Annotated in this window: 13 protein-coding genes; 2 read left to right on the top strand and 11 right to left on the bottom strand. The window is 68.8% G+C overall.

Features of this window, described 5'->3' with window-relative positions:
- Positions 1 to 35: 35 nt before the first annotated feature.
- From selB to fdnG, 6 genes are all read right to left on the bottom strand, one after another.
- Positions 36 to 1,958, bottom strand: a complete 1,923-nt coding sequence (gene selB, locus NGJ44_RS06975) for a selenocysteine-specific translation elongation factor (RefSeq protein ID WP_251863508.1) — start codon at positions 1,956 to 1,958, stop codon at positions 36 to 38.
- Positions 1,955 to 3,400 carry an L-seryl-tRNA(Sec) selenium transferase gene (selA, locus tag NGJ44_RS06970; protein WP_251863507.1) on the bottom strand — a complete coding sequence of 482 codons (1,446 nt, stop codon included), beginning with the start codon at positions 3,398 to 3,400 and terminating at the stop codon, positions 1,955 to 1,957. Before selA ends, selB begins: the two co-directional genes overlap by 4 nt.
- Positions 3,400 to 4,338, bottom strand: a complete 939-nt coding sequence (gene fdhE / locus NGJ44_RS06965) for a formate dehydrogenase accessory protein FdhE (protein ID WP_251863506.1) — start codon at positions 4,336 to 4,338, stop codon at positions 3,400 to 3,402. Before fdhE ends, selA begins: the two co-directional genes overlap by 1 nt.
- 102 nt (positions 4,339 to 4,440) lie before the next feature.
- A complete protein-coding gene (locus tag NGJ44_RS06960; protein ID WP_053245607.1) occupies positions 4,441 to 5,073 on the bottom strand; it encodes a formate dehydrogenase subunit gamma in 633 nt (210 codons plus the stop codon).
- The gene (gene fdxH, locus NGJ44_RS06955; RefSeq protein WP_053245606.1) at positions 5,066 to 5,965 is read right to left on the bottom strand and encodes a formate dehydrogenase subunit beta; all 900 of its coding nucleotides are present in this window, start codon (positions 5,963 to 5,965) and stop codon (positions 5,066 to 5,068) included. Before fdxH ends, NGJ44_RS06960 begins: the two co-directional genes overlap by 8 nt.
- Before the next feature lie 144 nt (positions 5,966 to 6,109).
- Positions 6,110 to 9,178 carry a formate dehydrogenase-N subunit alpha gene (gene fdnG / locus NGJ44_RS06950; RefSeq protein WP_152968099.1) on the bottom strand — a complete coding sequence of 1,023 codons (3,069 nt, stop codon included), beginning with the start codon at positions 9,176 to 9,178 and terminating at the stop codon, positions 6,110 to 6,112.
- A gap of 217 nt (positions 9,179 to 9,395) precedes the next feature.
- On the opposite strand from fdnG, the gene NGJ44_RS06945 reads away from it, so the two are divergent.
- Positions 9,396 to 9,893: an acyl-CoA thioesterase gene (locus NGJ44_RS06945; protein WP_251863505.1), complete on the top strand. Its 498-nt coding sequence runs from the start codon at positions 9,396 to 9,398 to the stop codon at positions 9,891 to 9,893.
- 26 nt (positions 9,894 to 9,919) lie between these two features.
- Here the strand turns inward: NGJ44_RS06945 and NGJ44_RS06940 are convergent, their stop codons facing one another.
- From NGJ44_RS06940 to NGJ44_RS06930, 3 genes are read right to left on the bottom strand one after another with little or no spacing between them, the layout of a single operon-like run.
- A complete protein-coding gene (locus NGJ44_RS06940; protein WP_053245603.1) occupies positions 9,920 to 10,930 on the bottom strand; it encodes a sterol desaturase family protein in 1,011 nt (336 codons plus the stop codon).
- Position 10,931: 1 nt separating this feature from the next.
- Positions 10,932 to 11,726 (bottom strand): polysaccharide deacetylase family protein, encoded by a 795-nt coding sequence (locus NGJ44_RS06935; RefSeq protein ID WP_053245236.1) that lies wholly within the window; start codon positions 11,724 to 11,726, stop codon positions 10,932 to 10,934.
- Complete coding sequence (locus NGJ44_RS06930) at positions 11,710 to 12,690, bottom strand: YVTN family beta-propeller repeat protein (protein WP_502802116.1); 981 nt, start codon at positions 12,688 to 12,690, stop codon at positions 11,710 to 11,712. The genes NGJ44_RS06935 and NGJ44_RS06930 overlap by 17 nt, the downstream gene beginning before the upstream one ends.
- A gap of 237 nt (positions 12,691 to 12,927) precedes the next feature.
- Here NGJ44_RS06930 and NGJ44_RS06925 point away from each other — a divergent pair, with 237 nt between their 5' ends.
- Positions 12,928 to 13,383, top strand: coding sequence for a universal stress protein (locus tag NGJ44_RS06925; protein WP_053245235.1), 456 nt, complete (start codon positions 12,928 to 12,930; stop codon positions 13,381 to 13,383).
- Between the two features lie 33 nt (positions 13,384 to 13,416).
- On the opposite strand, the gene NGJ44_RS06920 is transcribed toward NGJ44_RS06925, so the two are convergent.
- Both NGJ44_RS06920 and NGJ44_RS06915 read right to left on the bottom strand, forming a co-directional pair.
- Positions 13,417 to 14,424 carry a 2Fe-2S iron-sulfur cluster-binding protein gene (locus tag NGJ44_RS06920; protein ID WP_251863504.1) on the bottom strand — a complete coding sequence of 336 codons (1,008 nt, stop codon included), beginning with the start codon at positions 14,422 to 14,424 and terminating at the stop codon, positions 13,417 to 13,419.
- A 63-nt stretch (positions 14,425 to 14,487) separates the two neighbouring features.
- On the bottom strand, positions 14,488 to 14,967 hold the full coding sequence (locus tag NGJ44_RS06915; RefSeq protein WP_053245233.1) for a GlcG/HbpS family heme-binding protein: 480 nt from the start codon (positions 14,965 to 14,967) through the stop codon (positions 14,488 to 14,490).
- Between the last annotated feature and the right edge of the window lie 16 nt (positions 14,968 to 14,983).

Here is a 14,983-nt window from a genome sequence, read left to right as displayed (position 1 = left end):
TCGCGGGGAGGCAAAGGCCCGCCTATGATACCGGGTCAGTCCCCCGCGTAGGCGGTTTCGTTGCGCAGCACGTGCGCGTCGCGCAACCGGCGCGTGTAGCCCACGCGGTCGAAGTGCTCAAGTATCTGGATGGCGCGCTTGCGGCCCAGGCCCGTGGCGTCGCGGAACGCCGCGGCATTCAGGCCGCCGGGGCGCGCGGCCAGCCCGGCGGCCAGCTCCGCCAGGCGGCGCAGCGTGTCGCGCGGATAGAACAGGTCGCGCACCACCTGTCCCACTTCGCCCCGGCGCAGCAGCTTGCGCAGGAGCTGGCGCACGCGCTCTTCGGGCACGTCCTGCATGCGCGCCAGGTCGCGCACCCAGGGCGGATCGTAGCCGCCCTCGGCCAGCAGCGGCAGCAGCCGGCGCGCCAGCGCATCTTCTTCGGGCGACAGCGTGCTGGCGTGGCCCGGCAGGTGCAGCCAGGGGCCGTTGCGCGCCACGCGCCCTTCGTCGCGCAGCGCGTCGAGCAGCGCGTTCCACAGGGCGTCGCAGGCGCTGGGCAGCGCCATGCGCCGCAGGCGGCCGGCGCTGGGCCCCGGCTCGTCCGGCGCGCCCTGGTGGAAGGCCGCCAGCGCCGCCTCCACGTGCCGGCGCAGCGCCTGCCAATGGCCGGCGTCGATGAGGATGCGCGGCGCCTGCGGATTGCGCGGCGTCAGCCAGAGGGCGCCCGGCGGCGCCTGCAGGCCCTGCGCAGGCATGCCGGCCAGACGCTGCAAGGCGGCTTCGTCCAGTCCTTGCGGAGCCTGGGCCAGCAAGGGCCCGAGGCCGCCGCCGGCAAGCATCGCGGCCACCGCCTGCAGCCACAGCAGGCGGGCCGGCGCGCGGCGCTTGCGGTCGGGCGCGTTGGGGTCCAGCACCTGTCCCCCGCCCACGGTGCGCGTGGCCTGGGCGTTGCGCACGATGTAGCGGTCGCCCGCCATGGCGCAGACGGGCTCGTCGAACACGAGCTGGACCCAGCCCTGTTCGCCGGGCGCCAGCGATTCCGCCGACAAGGGCACGGCATGCGCCAGGTAGCGCGCCGCGCCGATGTGCACGTGCAGGGGCGACCAGGCCCGCACCGGGCCGTCGGCCGATGGCAGCAGCGCGAGCGCCGCGTCGATGTGGCGCGAGGGCAGGAAGCAGCGCGCGTCGGCCACCCAGTCGCCGCGCGCCACTTCCTCGCGCGACACGCCGGCCAGGTTCAGCGCGCAGCGCTGGCCCGCCGCGCCGGTTTCGCTGGGCCGGTTCTGCGCATGAATGCCGCGCACCCGCACCCGCTTGCCGGCCGGCATGAGGCGCAGGTCGGCGCCTTCGTCGGCCGCGCGGGCCACGCCCGCGTGCGCGGTGCCCGTGACCACGGTGCCGTGGCCGGACAGCGTGAACACGCGGTCCACCGCCAGCCGGAACAGCCCGCCGGCTTCGCGCGCGGGCTGCGCCTGGGCCGCGCCGTGCAGGTGCGCCCTGAGCGCGGACACGCCCTCGTCGCCGTCGCGCGCGGCGCACACGGCATAGACGGGCGCGTCCGCAAGAAAGGTGCCGGCCGCCAGGGCGGCGATCTGGGCGCGCGCCGCGTCCAGTTGCGCGGCGTCGGCGCGGTCGGCCTTGGTGAGCGCCACCGCGCCGCGCGTCACGCCCAGCAGCGACAGAATGGCCAGGTGCTCGCGCGTCTGCGGCATGACGCCGTCGTCGGCCGCCACCACCAGCAGGCCGAAATCGATGCCCGTGGCGCCGGCCGCCATGGTGTGCACCAGTTTTTCGTGGCCGGGCACGTCGATGAAGCCCAGCACGTCGCCATTGGGCAACGGCGTGTAGGCATAGCCCAGTTCGATGGAAATGCCGCGCGCCTTTTCTTCCTTGAGCCTGTCGGTATCCACGCCGGTCAGGGCGCGCACCAGCGTGGTCTTGCCGTGGTCGATGTGCCCGGCGGTGCCGACGATCATGCGGATTCTCCGCCCGCGCCGGCCATGGCCGCGAGCTGCTCGCCGAAAGCCGGCGCATCTCGCGCCTCCAGGCAGCGCAGGTCGAGCCAGAGCGCGTCGTCGGCGATGCGGCCGATGACGGGTCGCGGCAGCGCGCGCAGCCGCGCCTCCAGGCGGTCGAGATGACGGCCCGGCCTGCCCTTGCCCGCGTAGCGCGCCGCCAGGCCGTAGCTCGGCAACTGGTCCACCGGCAGCGCGCCGCTGCCGATCTGGCTGAACATGGGCATGGCCTCGACCTGGTAGGCGGGGCCGGCCGCCTGCGCCAGCTGCGGGCGCAGCTCCTCGGCCAGCGCCTGGATGTCGCGCTGCGGCCGGGTCAGCAGGCGCAGCGCCGTCAGGCGCTCGGCCAGGAACTCGGGCGCGCGGTACAGCGACAGCACCGGCTCCAGCGCGGCCAGCGTCAGCTTGCCGACGCGCAGCGCGCGCTTGAGCGGGTTCTTCTTGATCTTGCGGATGAGGTCGGCGCGCCCCACCAGCAGGCCCGCCTGCGGGCCGCCCAGCAGCTTGTCGCCGCTGAAGGTGACCAGGTCGGCGCCCGCCTCGATGGTTTCGCGCACGGTGTCTTCGCGCGGCAGGCCGTAGCGGGTCAGATCGACCAGGGTGCCGCTGCCCAGGTCCACCGTAGCCGGCAGGCCGCGCGCATGCGCCATGCCCGCCACCTCCGCCACGCTCACGCTCTTGGTGAAGCCGGTGACGGCGTAGTTGCTGCAATGCACCTTCATGAGCATGGCCGTGCGCGGGCCGATGGCGTTCTGGTAGTCGGCCGCGTGCGTGCGGTTGGTGGTGCCCACCTCGACCAGCCGTGCGCCGGCGCGCTTCATGATGTCGGGGATACGGAACGCGCCGCCGATTTCCACCAGTTCGCCGCGCGACACCACCACCTCGCGGCGGTCGGCCAGGGCATTGAGCATGAGCAGCACGGCGGCCGCGTTGTTGTTGACCACGGTGGCGGCCTCGGCGCCGGTCAGCTCGCAGAGCAGCGGCTCGATGAGGTCGTCGCGGTCGCCGCGGTCGCCCGTCTCAAGGTCGAATTCCAGGTTGGCGGGCGCGGCCAGGGCGCGCGCCACCGAGGCCACGGCCTCGTCGGGCAGCAGCGCGCGGCCGAGATTGGTGTGCAGCACCGTGCCGGTCAGGTTGTAGACCTCGCGCAGGCGCGGCCGGGCCGCCTCGGCCAGCGCGCCGGCGACCTGCGCGGCCACCGCCGCCTCGTCCAGCGCATGGCGGTCCACGCCGCCCGACAGCGCGCGTTCGCGCAGGCCGGCCAGATGGCGCCGCAAGGCCTCCACCACCTGGGTGCGGCCATGGGCGTCCAGCGCGGCGCGCATGGCAGGCGCGTTCAGCAGGCGGTCCAGCGAAGGAATGTCGGAAACCGCCGCGGGCGCGGCGGACAGTTCGCCGGCCATCAGGTTTCCTCCGCGGCGCCGTGCCAGAGCAGAGGATTGCCGCTGGCGCGCGCATAGCCCGCCTCGCCCACCAGCACGTCCAGCATGAGGCTGGCGAGATCGTCGGCCACCGGCTCCACGTCGAGATCCTTGTCCTGGTAGAAGATTTTGCGGTAGGTGTGGCAGCGGTCGCAGGTTTCCGCCTTGATGGCCTCGGAGCGGCCCTCGATGGCCTGGTAGGCCACGGTTTCCATGTCTTCGCAATGCGAGCACTTGACGCGCACCATGTGCCACTGCGTGGCGCACAGGCTGCAGCACAGGTAGCGGTAGCCCTCGAACTGCCCGCCCACGCGCACCACGCTGGCCACCGGCAGGCTGCCGCAGACCGGGCACACGCCGAAGGGGCTGGCCACTGGCAGCTGTTTTTCGTCGAAACGGCTGGCCAGGCTGGTCCAGTACACCTGCAAGGCCGCCATGACGAAGGGCGCGGCGGCGCTGTCCACGCCTTCGTCCTGCTCGGCCAGCACGGCGTCGGCCAGGTCTTCGATGGCCTGGGGACGATCTTGCAGCGCGCGGCGCAGGCTGGCGCAGACCTCGCGCGCCTCGGCGGGCGTGTCCGCGGCCGCGGACACCTCATCGAGCAACTGCCGCAGCATGCCGCGCCAGGCCGGGTCGCGCTCCCAGCCCACCGCCTGCAGCGGCGGCATGCCGTGGGCCTGGGCGAGCGAAATGCGCTCCCCGGAGGCGCCGGGCGGGTCGGCGTCCGCCAGGGCGCGGTGCTGGGCCTCCACCAGGGTGGCCATCAGCCGCAGGTAGTCGCCCACCGGGCTGTCGGCCGCGAGCCGGCGCAGGCGCGCGGCGCGCGCCGCGAAGACCGTGCCGCGCTCGGGCAGCGCGATGCGGGGAATGGCGTTGTGATCGAGCGTCTCGATCTCGCCGCGCGGAAGAATTCGCTGCAATGGCGTCTCCTGAAAAACAAACACGGCTGCCTGCCCCTGGCCGGGGCAGGCAGCCGCGCGATCCGGCCGTGCGCGGGCGGGCGCGCCCGCGGGCCGGTCCGGTTACTTGCGTATCTGTTCGCGGAACCAGGCGCGATGGTGCTTCCAGGCCCATCCCGCCGTCACGAACCCGCGCAGCATGGCCGTAAGCGAACCCTTGACCCAGATCGCGGCGTAAATATGCACAATGATCGCGCAAATCAGCACCAGCGCACAAACGGCGTGCAGCACGGAAGCGGCCCGGATGACTCCGATGGGGAAATAGAACGCGAAATACTCGCGCCAGATCACGATGCCGCTCGCGAAAAGCCCCAGCATGCACAGCACCAGCACGAAGAACAGCAGCTTCTGGCCGGCGTTGTACTTGCCCACCTCGGGCAGCCTGTCTTCGCGGTTGTCCATGACGTCGTCGAGCTGGCGCAGCCACTGCCGGTCGTTCTTGGTGAGCAGGTTGTGCCGCCACATGTGGATGGCGAAGACGAAGAAGCAGACGAACATCACCAGGCCGATGAACGGATGCAGGATGCGCGTCCAGGGGCCGCCTCCGAAGAGGTTGGTGAGCCAGTACAGCGACGGATGGAAGAGCGCCAGGCCGGACAGCGCGAGCAGGATGAACGTGAGCGCGATGATCCAGTGGTTGGTGCGCTCGCCCGGCGTGTAGCGCCGGATGCGGCGATAGCGGTTGATGTCACTCATGGCGCGCCTCCTCTTCGGCCCTGCGCTCGTCTTCTTCGCCGACCTCGTTGCGGCCCACGCGGGCGTAGTGGAAGAAGCCGGCCAGGGCCGTCAGCGCCATGACCGCCACGCCCAGGGGCTTGGCGATGCCCTTCCACAGCGACACCAGCGGGCTGATCTGCGGGTCCTTCGGCAGGCCGTGATACAGCTCCGGCTGGTCGGCGTGGTGCAGCACGTACATGACGTGCGTGCCGCCCACGCCCTGCGGGTCGTACAGCCCGGCGTGCTCGAAGCCCCGGGACTTCAGGTCTTCGATGCGCTCGGCCGCGTGCTGCTTCATGTCTTCCTTGGTGCCGAACACGATGGCGCCGGTGGGACAGGTCTTGACGCAGGCCGGCTCCTGGCCCACCGCCACGCGGTCGGAACACAGGGTGCACTTGTAGGCCTTGTGATCCTTCTTGGAAATGCGCGGGACGTTGAACGGGCAGCCGGTGATGCAGTAGCCGCAGCCGATGCAGTTCTCCTCGTGGAAATCCACGATGCCGTTGTTGTACTGGATGATGGCGCCCGGCGAGGGACAGGCCTTCAGGCAGCCCGGATCCTCGCAGTGCATGCAGCCGTCCTTGCGGATCAGCCACTCCAGGTCGCCCTGCGGGTTCTCGTACTCCGAGAAGCGCATGACGGTCCAGGAATGCTCGGTCAGGTCGGACGGGTTGTCGTAGACGCCTACGTTGACGCCGACCTCGTCGCGCAGGTCGTTCCATTCCATACAGGCGGCCTGGCAGGCCTTGCAGCCGATGCACTTGGAGACGTCGATCAGCTTGGCCACCGAGCCGCCGGACGGTTCCCGCACGCCGGGCGGAGGCGTGGTGGTGGCGGAGCGCCGCTTGATGTCCAGGGATTGCAATGACATATCAGTTCTCCATAACGCCGCGCGGTGATCGCGCCGCTCGAGACCGGCGCAGCTCCGCGGGGCCGCGCGGAGCCGGCTTCGCCGGGCCGCAGCGGCGCCCCCTCGAGGGGGAGGCGCGCAGCGCCTCGGGGGTGGTCTTCGTCCTCATGCCTTCTCGACCTTCACCAGGAACGACTTGAATTCCGGCGTCTGGGAATTCCCGTCGCCCACGAACGGCGTCAGGGTATTGGCGATGAAGCCCGGCTTGGCGACGCCCACGAAGCCCCAGTGGATCGGGATGCCCACGTGGTGCACCGGCTTGCCTTCCACGGTCAGCGGCTTGATGCGCTTGGTGACCAGCGCCACGGCCTTGATGTAGCCGCGGTTGGACGACACCTTGACGCGCGCGCCGTTGGCGATGCCGAGCTCCTGGGCCAGCGCCTCGCCGATCTCCACGAACTGCTCGGGCTGGAGAATGGCGTTGATGCGAACGTTCTTGGTCCAGTAGTGGAAGTGCTCCGTGAGGCGGTACGTGGTGCCCACGTAGGGGAAGTCCTGCACCTTGCCCATGGCGGCCAGGTCGTCCTTGAACACGCGGGCAGCCGGGTTGCTGGTGACGCCCTTGGCGTCCGGATACAGCGGGTTGTAGCCCAGCGGCGTCTCGAACGGCTCGTAGTGCTCGGGGAACGGCCCCTCGGCCATGCCGGCGCGCGCGAAGAAACGCGCCACACCCTCGGGGTTCATGATGAACGGCCCCATGCCGGCTTCGGGATTCTCGTCCAGCTTGAAGTCGGGAACGTCGGCGCCCGCCCAGGACTTGCCGTTCCAGTACACCACGCTGCGGCGCGGGTTGAACGGCTTGCCGGAGAGATCGCAGGAGGCCCGGTTGTACAGGATGCGGCGGTTGGCCGGCCAGGCCCAGGCCCAGTTCAGGGTCTGGCCGATGCCGGTGGGATCGCTGTTGTCGCGCCGCGCCATCAGGTTGCCCGTGGGCCCCCAGCAGCCGGCGTAGATCCAGCAGCCGCTGGCCGTGGAGCCGTCGTCGCGCAGCTCGGCAAAGCCCGCCAGCTGCTCGCCGGCCTTGCGGATGATGCGGGTCGGATCCTTGGGGTCGGCCAGATCGACCAGCGCCTTGCCGGAGTATTCCTTGGCCAGTTCCTCGGCCGTGGGGCTTTCCGGGTTGCTATAGGGCCAGTCCAGGTTGACGATGGGATCCGGGTAGGTGCCGCCCTCTTCCTGGTACATCTTGCGCAGGCGCGTGAAGAGCAGCGACATGATCTCGATGTCGCTCTTGGCCTCGCCCGGCGGCTCCGCGCCCTTCCAGTGCCATTGCAGCCAGCGGCCCGAGTTCACCAGCGCGCCGTCCTCCTCGGCGAAACAGGTGGTGGGCAGGCGGAACACCTCGGTCTGGATCTTGGACGGATCCACGTCGTTGGACTCGCCCGCGTTGCGCCAGAATTCCGAGGTCTCGGTGGCCAGCGGGTCCATGATGACGAGGTATTTGAGCTTGGAGAACCCTTCCAGCAGCTTGCCCTTGTCTGGCGCGGCGGCCAGCGGGTTGAAGCCCTGCGCGAGGTAGCCGTTGATCTTGCCCTGGCGCATCAGCTCGTACACCTGCAGCATGTCGTAGAGCTTGTCCAGTTTGGGCAGGTAGTCGTAGCACCAGTTGTTCTCGGCGGTGGCCGCGCGGCCCCACCACGACTTCATCAGGCTGACGTGGAACTTGCCGTAGTTCTGCCAGTAGCTGAGCTGGTTGGGACGCAGCGGCTTCTGCGTGCGCGTGGCAATGTACCCGGCGTAGTCCTGCTCCGGCTCGTTGGGCAGCGTGAGGTAGCCCGTCAGCAGGTTGGACATCAGCCCCAGGTCGGTCAGGCCCTGGATGTTGGAGTGGCCGCGCAGCGCGTTCATGCCGCCGCCCGCCACGCCGATATTGCCCAGCAGCAACTGCACCATCGCGCCCGTGCGGATGATCTGCGAGCCGATGGAATGCTGCGTCCAGCCCAGCGCGTACAGGATGGTGGCGACGCGGTCTTTGGTGGCCGTGGACGCCAGCAGCTCGCACACCTTGAGGAACTTGTCGCGCGGCGTGCCGCAGACGCGCTCGACCATCTCCTCGGTGTAGCGCGAGTAGTGCTTCTTCAGGAGCTGGTACACCGTGCGCGGATGCTGCAGGGTGGGGTCGGTCTTGACGTAGCCGTCCTCGCCGCGCTCGTAGTCCCAGCTGGACTTGTCGTAGCTGCGTTTCTCGGCGTTGTAGCCCGAGTACAGCCCCGCGTCGAACGCGAAGTCCTCGCGCACGATGAACGAGAAGTCCGTGTAGTTGCGCACGTACTCATGCTGGATCTTGTCGTTTTCCAGCAGGTAGCGGATGACCCCGCCCAGGAAGATGATGTCGGTGCCGGTGCGTATGGGCGCGTAGAAGTCCGCCACGGATGCCGAGCGCGTGAAGCGCGGATCCACGACGATCAGCTTCGCCTTGTTGTGGGCCTTGGCCTCCGTGACCCACTTGAAACCGCAAGGGTGGGCCTCGGCGGCATTGCCGCCCATGATGAGCACTACGTCCGCGTTCTTGATGTCGACCCAATGGTTCGTCATCGCTCCACGGCCAAACGTCGGGGCAAGACCTGCCACCGTCGGGCCATGTCAGACACGAGCCTGGTTGTCGAATGCAAGCATCCCCATGCTGCGCACGGTCTTGTGCGTGATGTACCCCACCTCGTTGCTGCTGGCCGAGGCGGCCAGCATGCCGGTGGTGAGCCAGCGGTTGACCGTCTTGCCGTCCGCGGTCTTCTGCTCGAAGTTCGCGTCGCGGTCGGCCTTCATGAGTTTGGTGATGCGGGTCAGGGCTTCGTCCCACGACATGCGCACCCACTTGTCGGAACCGGGCGCCCGGTATTCCGGGTATTTGAGCCGGTTCGGGCTGTGGATGAAGTCGATCAGGGCGGCGCCCTTCGGACAGAGCGTGCCCCGGTTCACCGGGTGGTCGGGGTCGCCTTCGATGTGCACGATGCTGGCGCGGGCGTTCTTGGCGCCGTCGCCCAGGCCGTACATCAGCACGCCACAGGCAACCGAACAGTAGGGACAGGTATTGCGCGTTTCCGTCATGCGCGCGAGCTTGTACTGGCGGACCTCGGCCATGGCCGTGCCGGGAGCCGCTCCCAGCAATGCCAGGCTGGACCCCGCCAGCGTCGCACCCGTCACCTTGAAGAACTGGCGGCGGTTCATGTTGACCATGAATCACTCCTCTCCTGGTGGGACTCGGAAGGCGGGCATCCGGATGAAAAGCCCTACACTTTCCAAGGATTTATTACGGAGTATAGGCGTAGCGCACGGGGCGCGCCAATCCGCCGCAGCCCCAGGGTTCGAGATGGAAATGACACCTATTCCGAAGCCGCCGCAAACGCGCCGCGGACCGCTACCATAGGCTTTTTTCACTTGCCGCGATTACGCCATGGACGATGCTTTCAGCCACCAACTGTCGATGACCATCCTGATGACGCCGGACATGGCGAATTTCTCGGGCAATGTGCACGGCGGAACCATCCTCAAGTATCTGGATCAGGTGGCCTATGCCTGCGCCAGCCGCTACGCGGGGCATTACGTGGTCACCCTTTCGGTGGACCAGGTGGTGTTCCGCGAGCCCATCCATGTGGGCGAGCTGGTGACCTTCCTGGCCGCGGTGAACTTCACCGGCCGCACCTCGATGGAAATCGGCATCAAGGTGGTCACCGAAGACATCCGCAAGAAATTGGTGCGCCACACAAACAGCTGCTACTTCACCATGGTGGCGGTGGACGAAGACGGCAAGCCCGCCGAGGTGCCGCCGCTGCAGCCGGCCACGCTGGAGGAAAAGCAGCGCTTCGAGGCGGCGCGCCTGCGCCGCGAGCTGCGTCAGGAAATGGAGCGGCGGCACGCGGCCATCAAACGCAAGACCACGCACGAGGGCTGAGGCGGCCGCCTGCGCGAGCCGCCGCTTCAGACGCGCTCGGCCGACGGCGGCAGGGGCTGGGCGGCGGGCGACTCGTCCGCGCGGTCGCGGCCCAGCATGCGCCGGATGCCCAGCCATTGCTGCGACCAGAAGCCCTGGCCGTAGTCGCGCCCGCCGCGCTCCGGCAGCTGGTCGTGGATGCCGGTAGGCCCGTAGCCCACGCCGAAGCGCGCGGTGCGGAACAGCACGTCCCACACGGGAAACAGCGCCGCGAAGTTGTAGCCGCCGGCCGGGCCGGGGCGGGAGGCGTCGTAGGCGATGGAATGGTGGTGGCGATGAAAGCGCGGGCTGACCAGCAGGCGCTCGCCCACCGCGCCGAAATGCAGTCGCAGGTTGGCGTGCGACAGGCTCTGCGCCAGCTGGGTGATGGCCACCACCGCCACGAACTGCGCGGGCGGCACGCCCACGAGCTGCGACACCAGCACCACCACGGCGTCGCGCAGCAGGTCGTCGAGCAGGTGGTTGCGGTCATCGCTCCACATGGTCATCTGGCGCTGGCTGTGGTGCACGGCGTGCAGGGCCCAGAGCCAGCCGTAACGGTGCTGGGCGCGGTGGTAGAAGTAATCCACCGCGTCGAACACGAGCAGGTACATGGCCAGGCTGACCCAGGCGTTGTCGGTCACGCCGGGCCAGATATGGTCCAGCGGCTGCGGCGCGAACCCCCACACATGGAGCTGGCCGAACACGCTGTCCCAGAGCGGATCCACCAGGAAGAACAGGGCGAGGCGGAACGCGCCCAGGCGGTGGATGAGGGTGTAGAGGATGTCGATGCCGATCTGGCGACGGTCGGTGACGGGCTCGACCGGGCGCAGCCGCTGCAGCGGGCCGAACACCAGCACGATGACGGCGATCTGCGCCGCGCCCACCAGCAGCCACATGGTGGCGTCGTAAGCGTCTTCGATGTAGTTGCTCAGCCCCAGGTGGAACAGCGCGGGCTGCACCAGGGTTTCAAACAGCCATTGCTGGCACTGGCCGAAGAGTTGACTCAGCGTATCCATATCAGCGGTGCTTGGCGATCCAGTCGCGGTAGGCCGGATGCGTGTCCAGGGTGGCGAAACAGAACCCCTTGCCCTGCAGGCCGACGATGAGGGGTTCGAGCACGGCGGGCGCCCAGGGATCCTGGCGCGACCAGATGCCCAGGTGCGCCAGCAGGATATCACCCGGCCGGATATTGCGCAGCGCCTGCTCCAGCAGGCGCGAATTGGGGAACTTGTCGCTGGGCAGCTCGTCGCCCAGGAAGCCGGCGCTGGACCAGCCGACGTGCTCGTAGCCGCACTCGCGCGCGGCCGCCAGCAGCGCCGGCGAGGTCTTGCCGCCCGGCGCGCGGTAGAGCGGCAGCATGGCGCGGCCCGTCATCTGCCGGAAGCGCTCGGCCGAACGCCTGATCTCGCCGCAATACTGCGCCGCGGTGTAGGTGTCGCGCTTGCCGGCATCGGGCCCGGCGCTGGGCTTGACGCGGAAGCGGCCGCCGGGCAGGTCGCCCTGCCAATAGACATGGTCGTAGGTGTGCGAGCCGAAGACGTGGCCTTCGGCGGCGCGCGCCTTCCACCAGGGCGCCCACTGGTCGTCCAGGCTGCTGCCGTTGGTGAGCGTGCGCTCGTTGGCCAGGAAGAACGTGACCTTGACGTGATGGCGGGCCAGCACGTCGGCCACCAGCGGCGCCACGCCCATGTGGCCGGTGTCGAAGGTGAGGTACACCGGCTTGTCGCAGACCGCCGGCGCGGCCGCCGCGACGGACGGCAGCGCCAGGGCCAGGCAGAGGATGGCGCCGGCGCGCCTAGCGGGTCGCCACATGGTTCAGCGTCCAGACGCCGTGGGGCGATTTGCCCACATTCACCTGGTTCACCACTTTCTTCTGGGCCAGGTCCACCACGGTCAGCTTGCGCGCCCAGCGCGAGGTGACCAGCAGAGTCTTGCCGTCGGCCAGGATGTCCATGCAGTCCGGCCCGCCCGGCACCGCGAACGTGTCGGTGACGGCCAGGGTCTGCATGTCGATGCGGCTGATGGAATTGGCGGTGCGGTTGCTCACGAACAGGTGGCGGTGGTCGCCCTGCGCGCGGAAAGCGTGCGCGCCGGGCGCCGTCTTGATGCGCGCCTTGAGCCTGGCCGGCCCGTTGCCGACGTCGTAGGCCTCGACGTAGGAGTCGCCGGTCAGCGCCACGAGCAGCGTTTTCTGGTCGGGCGTGAGGAAGACGTCGGCCGGCGTCTTGCCCACCTGCACCGTCCACTTCGGCGTCTGCGTGTGCAGGTCGATGGCGATGAGCTGGTCGCTGTCCTGCAGCGTGACGTAGGCCGTGGTGCTCTTGGCGTCGATCATGATGTGGCTGGGCGTCTTGCCCGCCGGAATGCGCTTGACCAGCTTGAGGTCGAAGCCTTTCTCGCGCGGCAGCCATTCATAGATGTCGATGTGGTCCAGCCGGTTGGCGGCCGTCACGAACCACTTCATGTCGGGCGAGAACTGGAGCTGGTACGGATCGACGATGCCGGTCAGGGTGCGCTGCACCTCGCCGGTCTTGGGGTCCATGAGCGTGATGGAATCGCCCGTGGCGTTGGCCACCATGAGCGACTTCTCGTCGGGAGTGAGGTACAGGTGGTGCGGTTCCTTGCCCGTGGGCACGCGCCGCAGTTCCTTGTACGTCGCCGGGTCGATGATGCTGACGCTGGCGTCCAGGGAGTTGAGTACGAAAATGGGGGCAGACGCCGCCGCGGCGCTCAGCGCCATCCCCACGCCCAGCAGGGCGTAGCGGGCAAAACGCAAGGGATTCAATTTCAAGGTCCGGCAAAAGGGATCGGCGATGATCCGAGTGCCCGCCATTTTGGCATAGCCGCCTGTCAAAAAGGCAACAGCGCGGGCGCCGGAAACAAACTTCACGAGCTGTTGCGGGACCGCAACAGAAGCCGCGCCGCGCGCCCTGCCCCAGCAGGGGTGGAGCGCCCGGCGCGCCGGTCATATACTGGCTTGGCCCGGCTTTCCTTTTTGCGAAGGAGAAGCATCATGTACAGGCATCTGCTCATTGCCGTCGACGGCTCGCTGCTGTCGGAATCGGCGTTCCATCGCGGCCTCGTTTTCGCCAAGGAAATAGGGGCCCGCATCACGGTGCTGCGGGTCATTCCCGAAGATCCTCTCGCGATCTACCAGGGAGAGATGCTGGCGGTGTCGGAAAGACAGCTCGCCGGCCACGCCCGACAGAATGCGCAAAGCTACCTGGACGGCCTCGAATTGGAAGCGCGCCACGCGCTGGTGCCCTGCACGCCCGTCATCGCGGTCAACGACCATCCGCACGCCGCCATCGTGGAAACCGCCCAGAAAGAAGGCTGCGACCTCATCGTCATGGGGTCGCACGGCCGCCACGGCATGGCGGGTTTCCTGCTGGGCAGCGAAACGCAGCGCGTGCTGGCGCACACCCGCCTGCCCGTGCTGGTGCTGCGCGACGGGAACGCGCGCGCCTGAGCCGGCCGGGCCGCTTTCCCGCCGCCGCAATGCTCAGGCGGCCGCCGCGAGGGGATGCTGGAAGGTGAAGCTGTCGGCGTACATGTGGTCCAGGCTCGCGCCGCGCTGCGCGAACAGGTGCCTGGCCTCCTGGATCATGCCGGGCGCGCCGCACAGGTAGAACGCGTGCTCGGAGAGGTCTTCGTGGTCTTCCAGCACGGCATGCTGCACGTGGCCGCGCCGCCCGCGCCAGCCGTCCGCCGGCCGGGACAGCACCGGCACGAAATTGAACTCGTACAGGCGCGGCGCCCAGCTCTCGATCTGCTCGCGCAGGTACAGGTCGGCCTCGGTGCGCATGCCCCAGTACAGCGTGATGGGCGGGCAGTCTTCACTGTCGAGCAGCGATTCGAGGATGGCCTTGATGGGCGCGATGCCCGTGCCGGTGGCCATCATTATCATCGGCCGCCAGTCTTCCTCGTGGTAGCTGAACACGCCCAGCGGCGCCTCGATCTCCACCGCCGCGCCGGGCCGGGCCTGGCCCAGCCAGCGGTCGGTATAGAAGCCGCCCGGAATGCGGCGCACGTGGAAATCCAGCCGCCCGACGCCGGACGCGGAAGCCATGGAGAAGCTGCGGGTCTGTCCACCGGGCAGCACCACGTTCATGTACTGCCCCGGCACGTATTCCAGGTCTTCGGGCACGTCCAGGGTCAGGTGAATCACATCGTCGCACAGCGGCTCGATGGCGCGCACCGTCGCCGGCAGCCGTCGCGGCTCGGGGAAATCCCGCCTGCCGCTCGCCGCGCTGATGCACAGGTCGGACAGCGGCCGGGCCTGGCAGGCCAGCGCGTAGCCCTGCTGCGCTTCTTCCTCGGTGAGCGCCATGGGGAACTCTTCGTAATCCACCGCGCCGGATTCCAGCTTGATGCGGCAGGTGCCGCAACCGCCGAAAGTACATTCGTGCGGCAGCCGCACGTCCGCCCGCCCGGCGGCCTGCAGCACGGATTCCCCCGGCTCCACGGAAAAGGACTGGTCGCTGCCCAGTATCTGCACACGGTATGCCATATTGATTCCTGCCTGCTGCGCGCGGCGGGCGGAGCCTTGCAGAGGCCCGGCCCGCCGGCCGGTTCATTTCTTGATGTCGGCCTGCACGGTCACTTTCATGCCGCGCGGCTCCAGCAGCTCGGCCAGCGCGGCGAGCGCCGCCAGGCCGGCCTTGGTGTCCTGCTCGCCGTTGCCGCCGCTCAGGCCCACGCCGCCGATGACCTCGTCATCGACCACGATGGGAAACCCGCCGACGAACACCGCGAACCGGCCCTCGAAGCTCCACTGGATGCCGAAGGCCTCGTTGCCCGGCAGGGCCGGCCCGTTGGGCGGGGTGTTGAACAGATGCGTGGAACGCTTGTGGCCGGCCGCGGTGAATGCCTTGTTCCAGGCGATCTGCGGTCCGGTGATGCGCGCGCCGTCCATGCGCTCCAGCGCAATGGGATAGCCGCCGTCATCGACGATGCAAATGGACTCCAGCACCCCGATCTCCTGCGATTTGGCGATGGCGGCGCGCACCATCACGCGCGCCTCTTCGAGTTCCAGCCGGTAAACCTGTTTCATGGATAGCCTCTTGGGA

This window comes from Achromobacter sp. Marseille-Q4962, assembly GCF_943737005.1.
In the GTDB taxonomy this organism is placed as follows: Bacteria; Pseudomonadota; Gammaproteobacteria; order Burkholderiales; family Burkholderiaceae_B; genus Achromobacter.
The sequence above is the reverse complement of the archived record's forward strand: the minus strand, read 5'-3'. Positions and strand labels throughout refer to the sequence as shown.

Bases quoted from the DNA above. Each gene is read 5' to 3' on its own strand.
- selB (WP_251863508.1), bottom strand. From the start codon at position 1,958: ATGATCGTCGGCACCGCCGGGCACATCGACCACGGCAAGACCACGCTG.
- selA (WP_251863507.1), bottom strand. From the start codon at position 3,400: ATGGCCGGCGAACTGTCCGCCGCGCCCGCGGCGGTTTCCGACATTCCT.
- NGJ44_RS06960 (WP_053245607.1), bottom strand. From the start codon at position 5,073: ATGAGTGACATCAACCGCTATCGCCGCATCCGGCGCTACACGCCGGGC.
- fdxH (WP_053245606.1), bottom strand. From the start codon at position 5,965: ATGTCATTGCAATCCCTGGACATCAAGCGGCGCTCCGCCACCACCACG.
- NGJ44_RS06945 (WP_251863505.1), top strand. From the start codon at position 9,396: ATGGACGATGCTTTCAGCCACCAACTGTCGATGACCATCCTGATGACG.
- NGJ44_RS06940 (WP_053245603.1), bottom strand. From the start codon at position 10,930: ATGGATACGCTGAGTCAACTCTTCGGCCAGTGCCAGCAATGGCTGTTT.
- NGJ44_RS06935 (WP_053245236.1), bottom strand. From the start codon at position 11,726: ATGTGGCGACCCGCTAGGCGCGCCGGCGCCATCCTCTGCCTGGCCCTG.
- NGJ44_RS06925 (WP_053245235.1), top strand. From the start codon at position 12,928: ATGTACAGGCATCTGCTCATTGCCGTCGACGGCTCGCTGCTGTCGGAA.
- NGJ44_RS06920 (WP_251863504.1), bottom strand. From the start codon at position 14,424: ATGGCATACCGTGTGCAGATACTGGGCAGCGACCAGTCCTTTTCCGTG.
- NGJ44_RS06915 (WP_053245233.1), bottom strand. From the start codon at position 14,967: ATGAAACAGGTTTACCGGCTGGAACTCGAAGAGGCGCGCGTGATGGTG.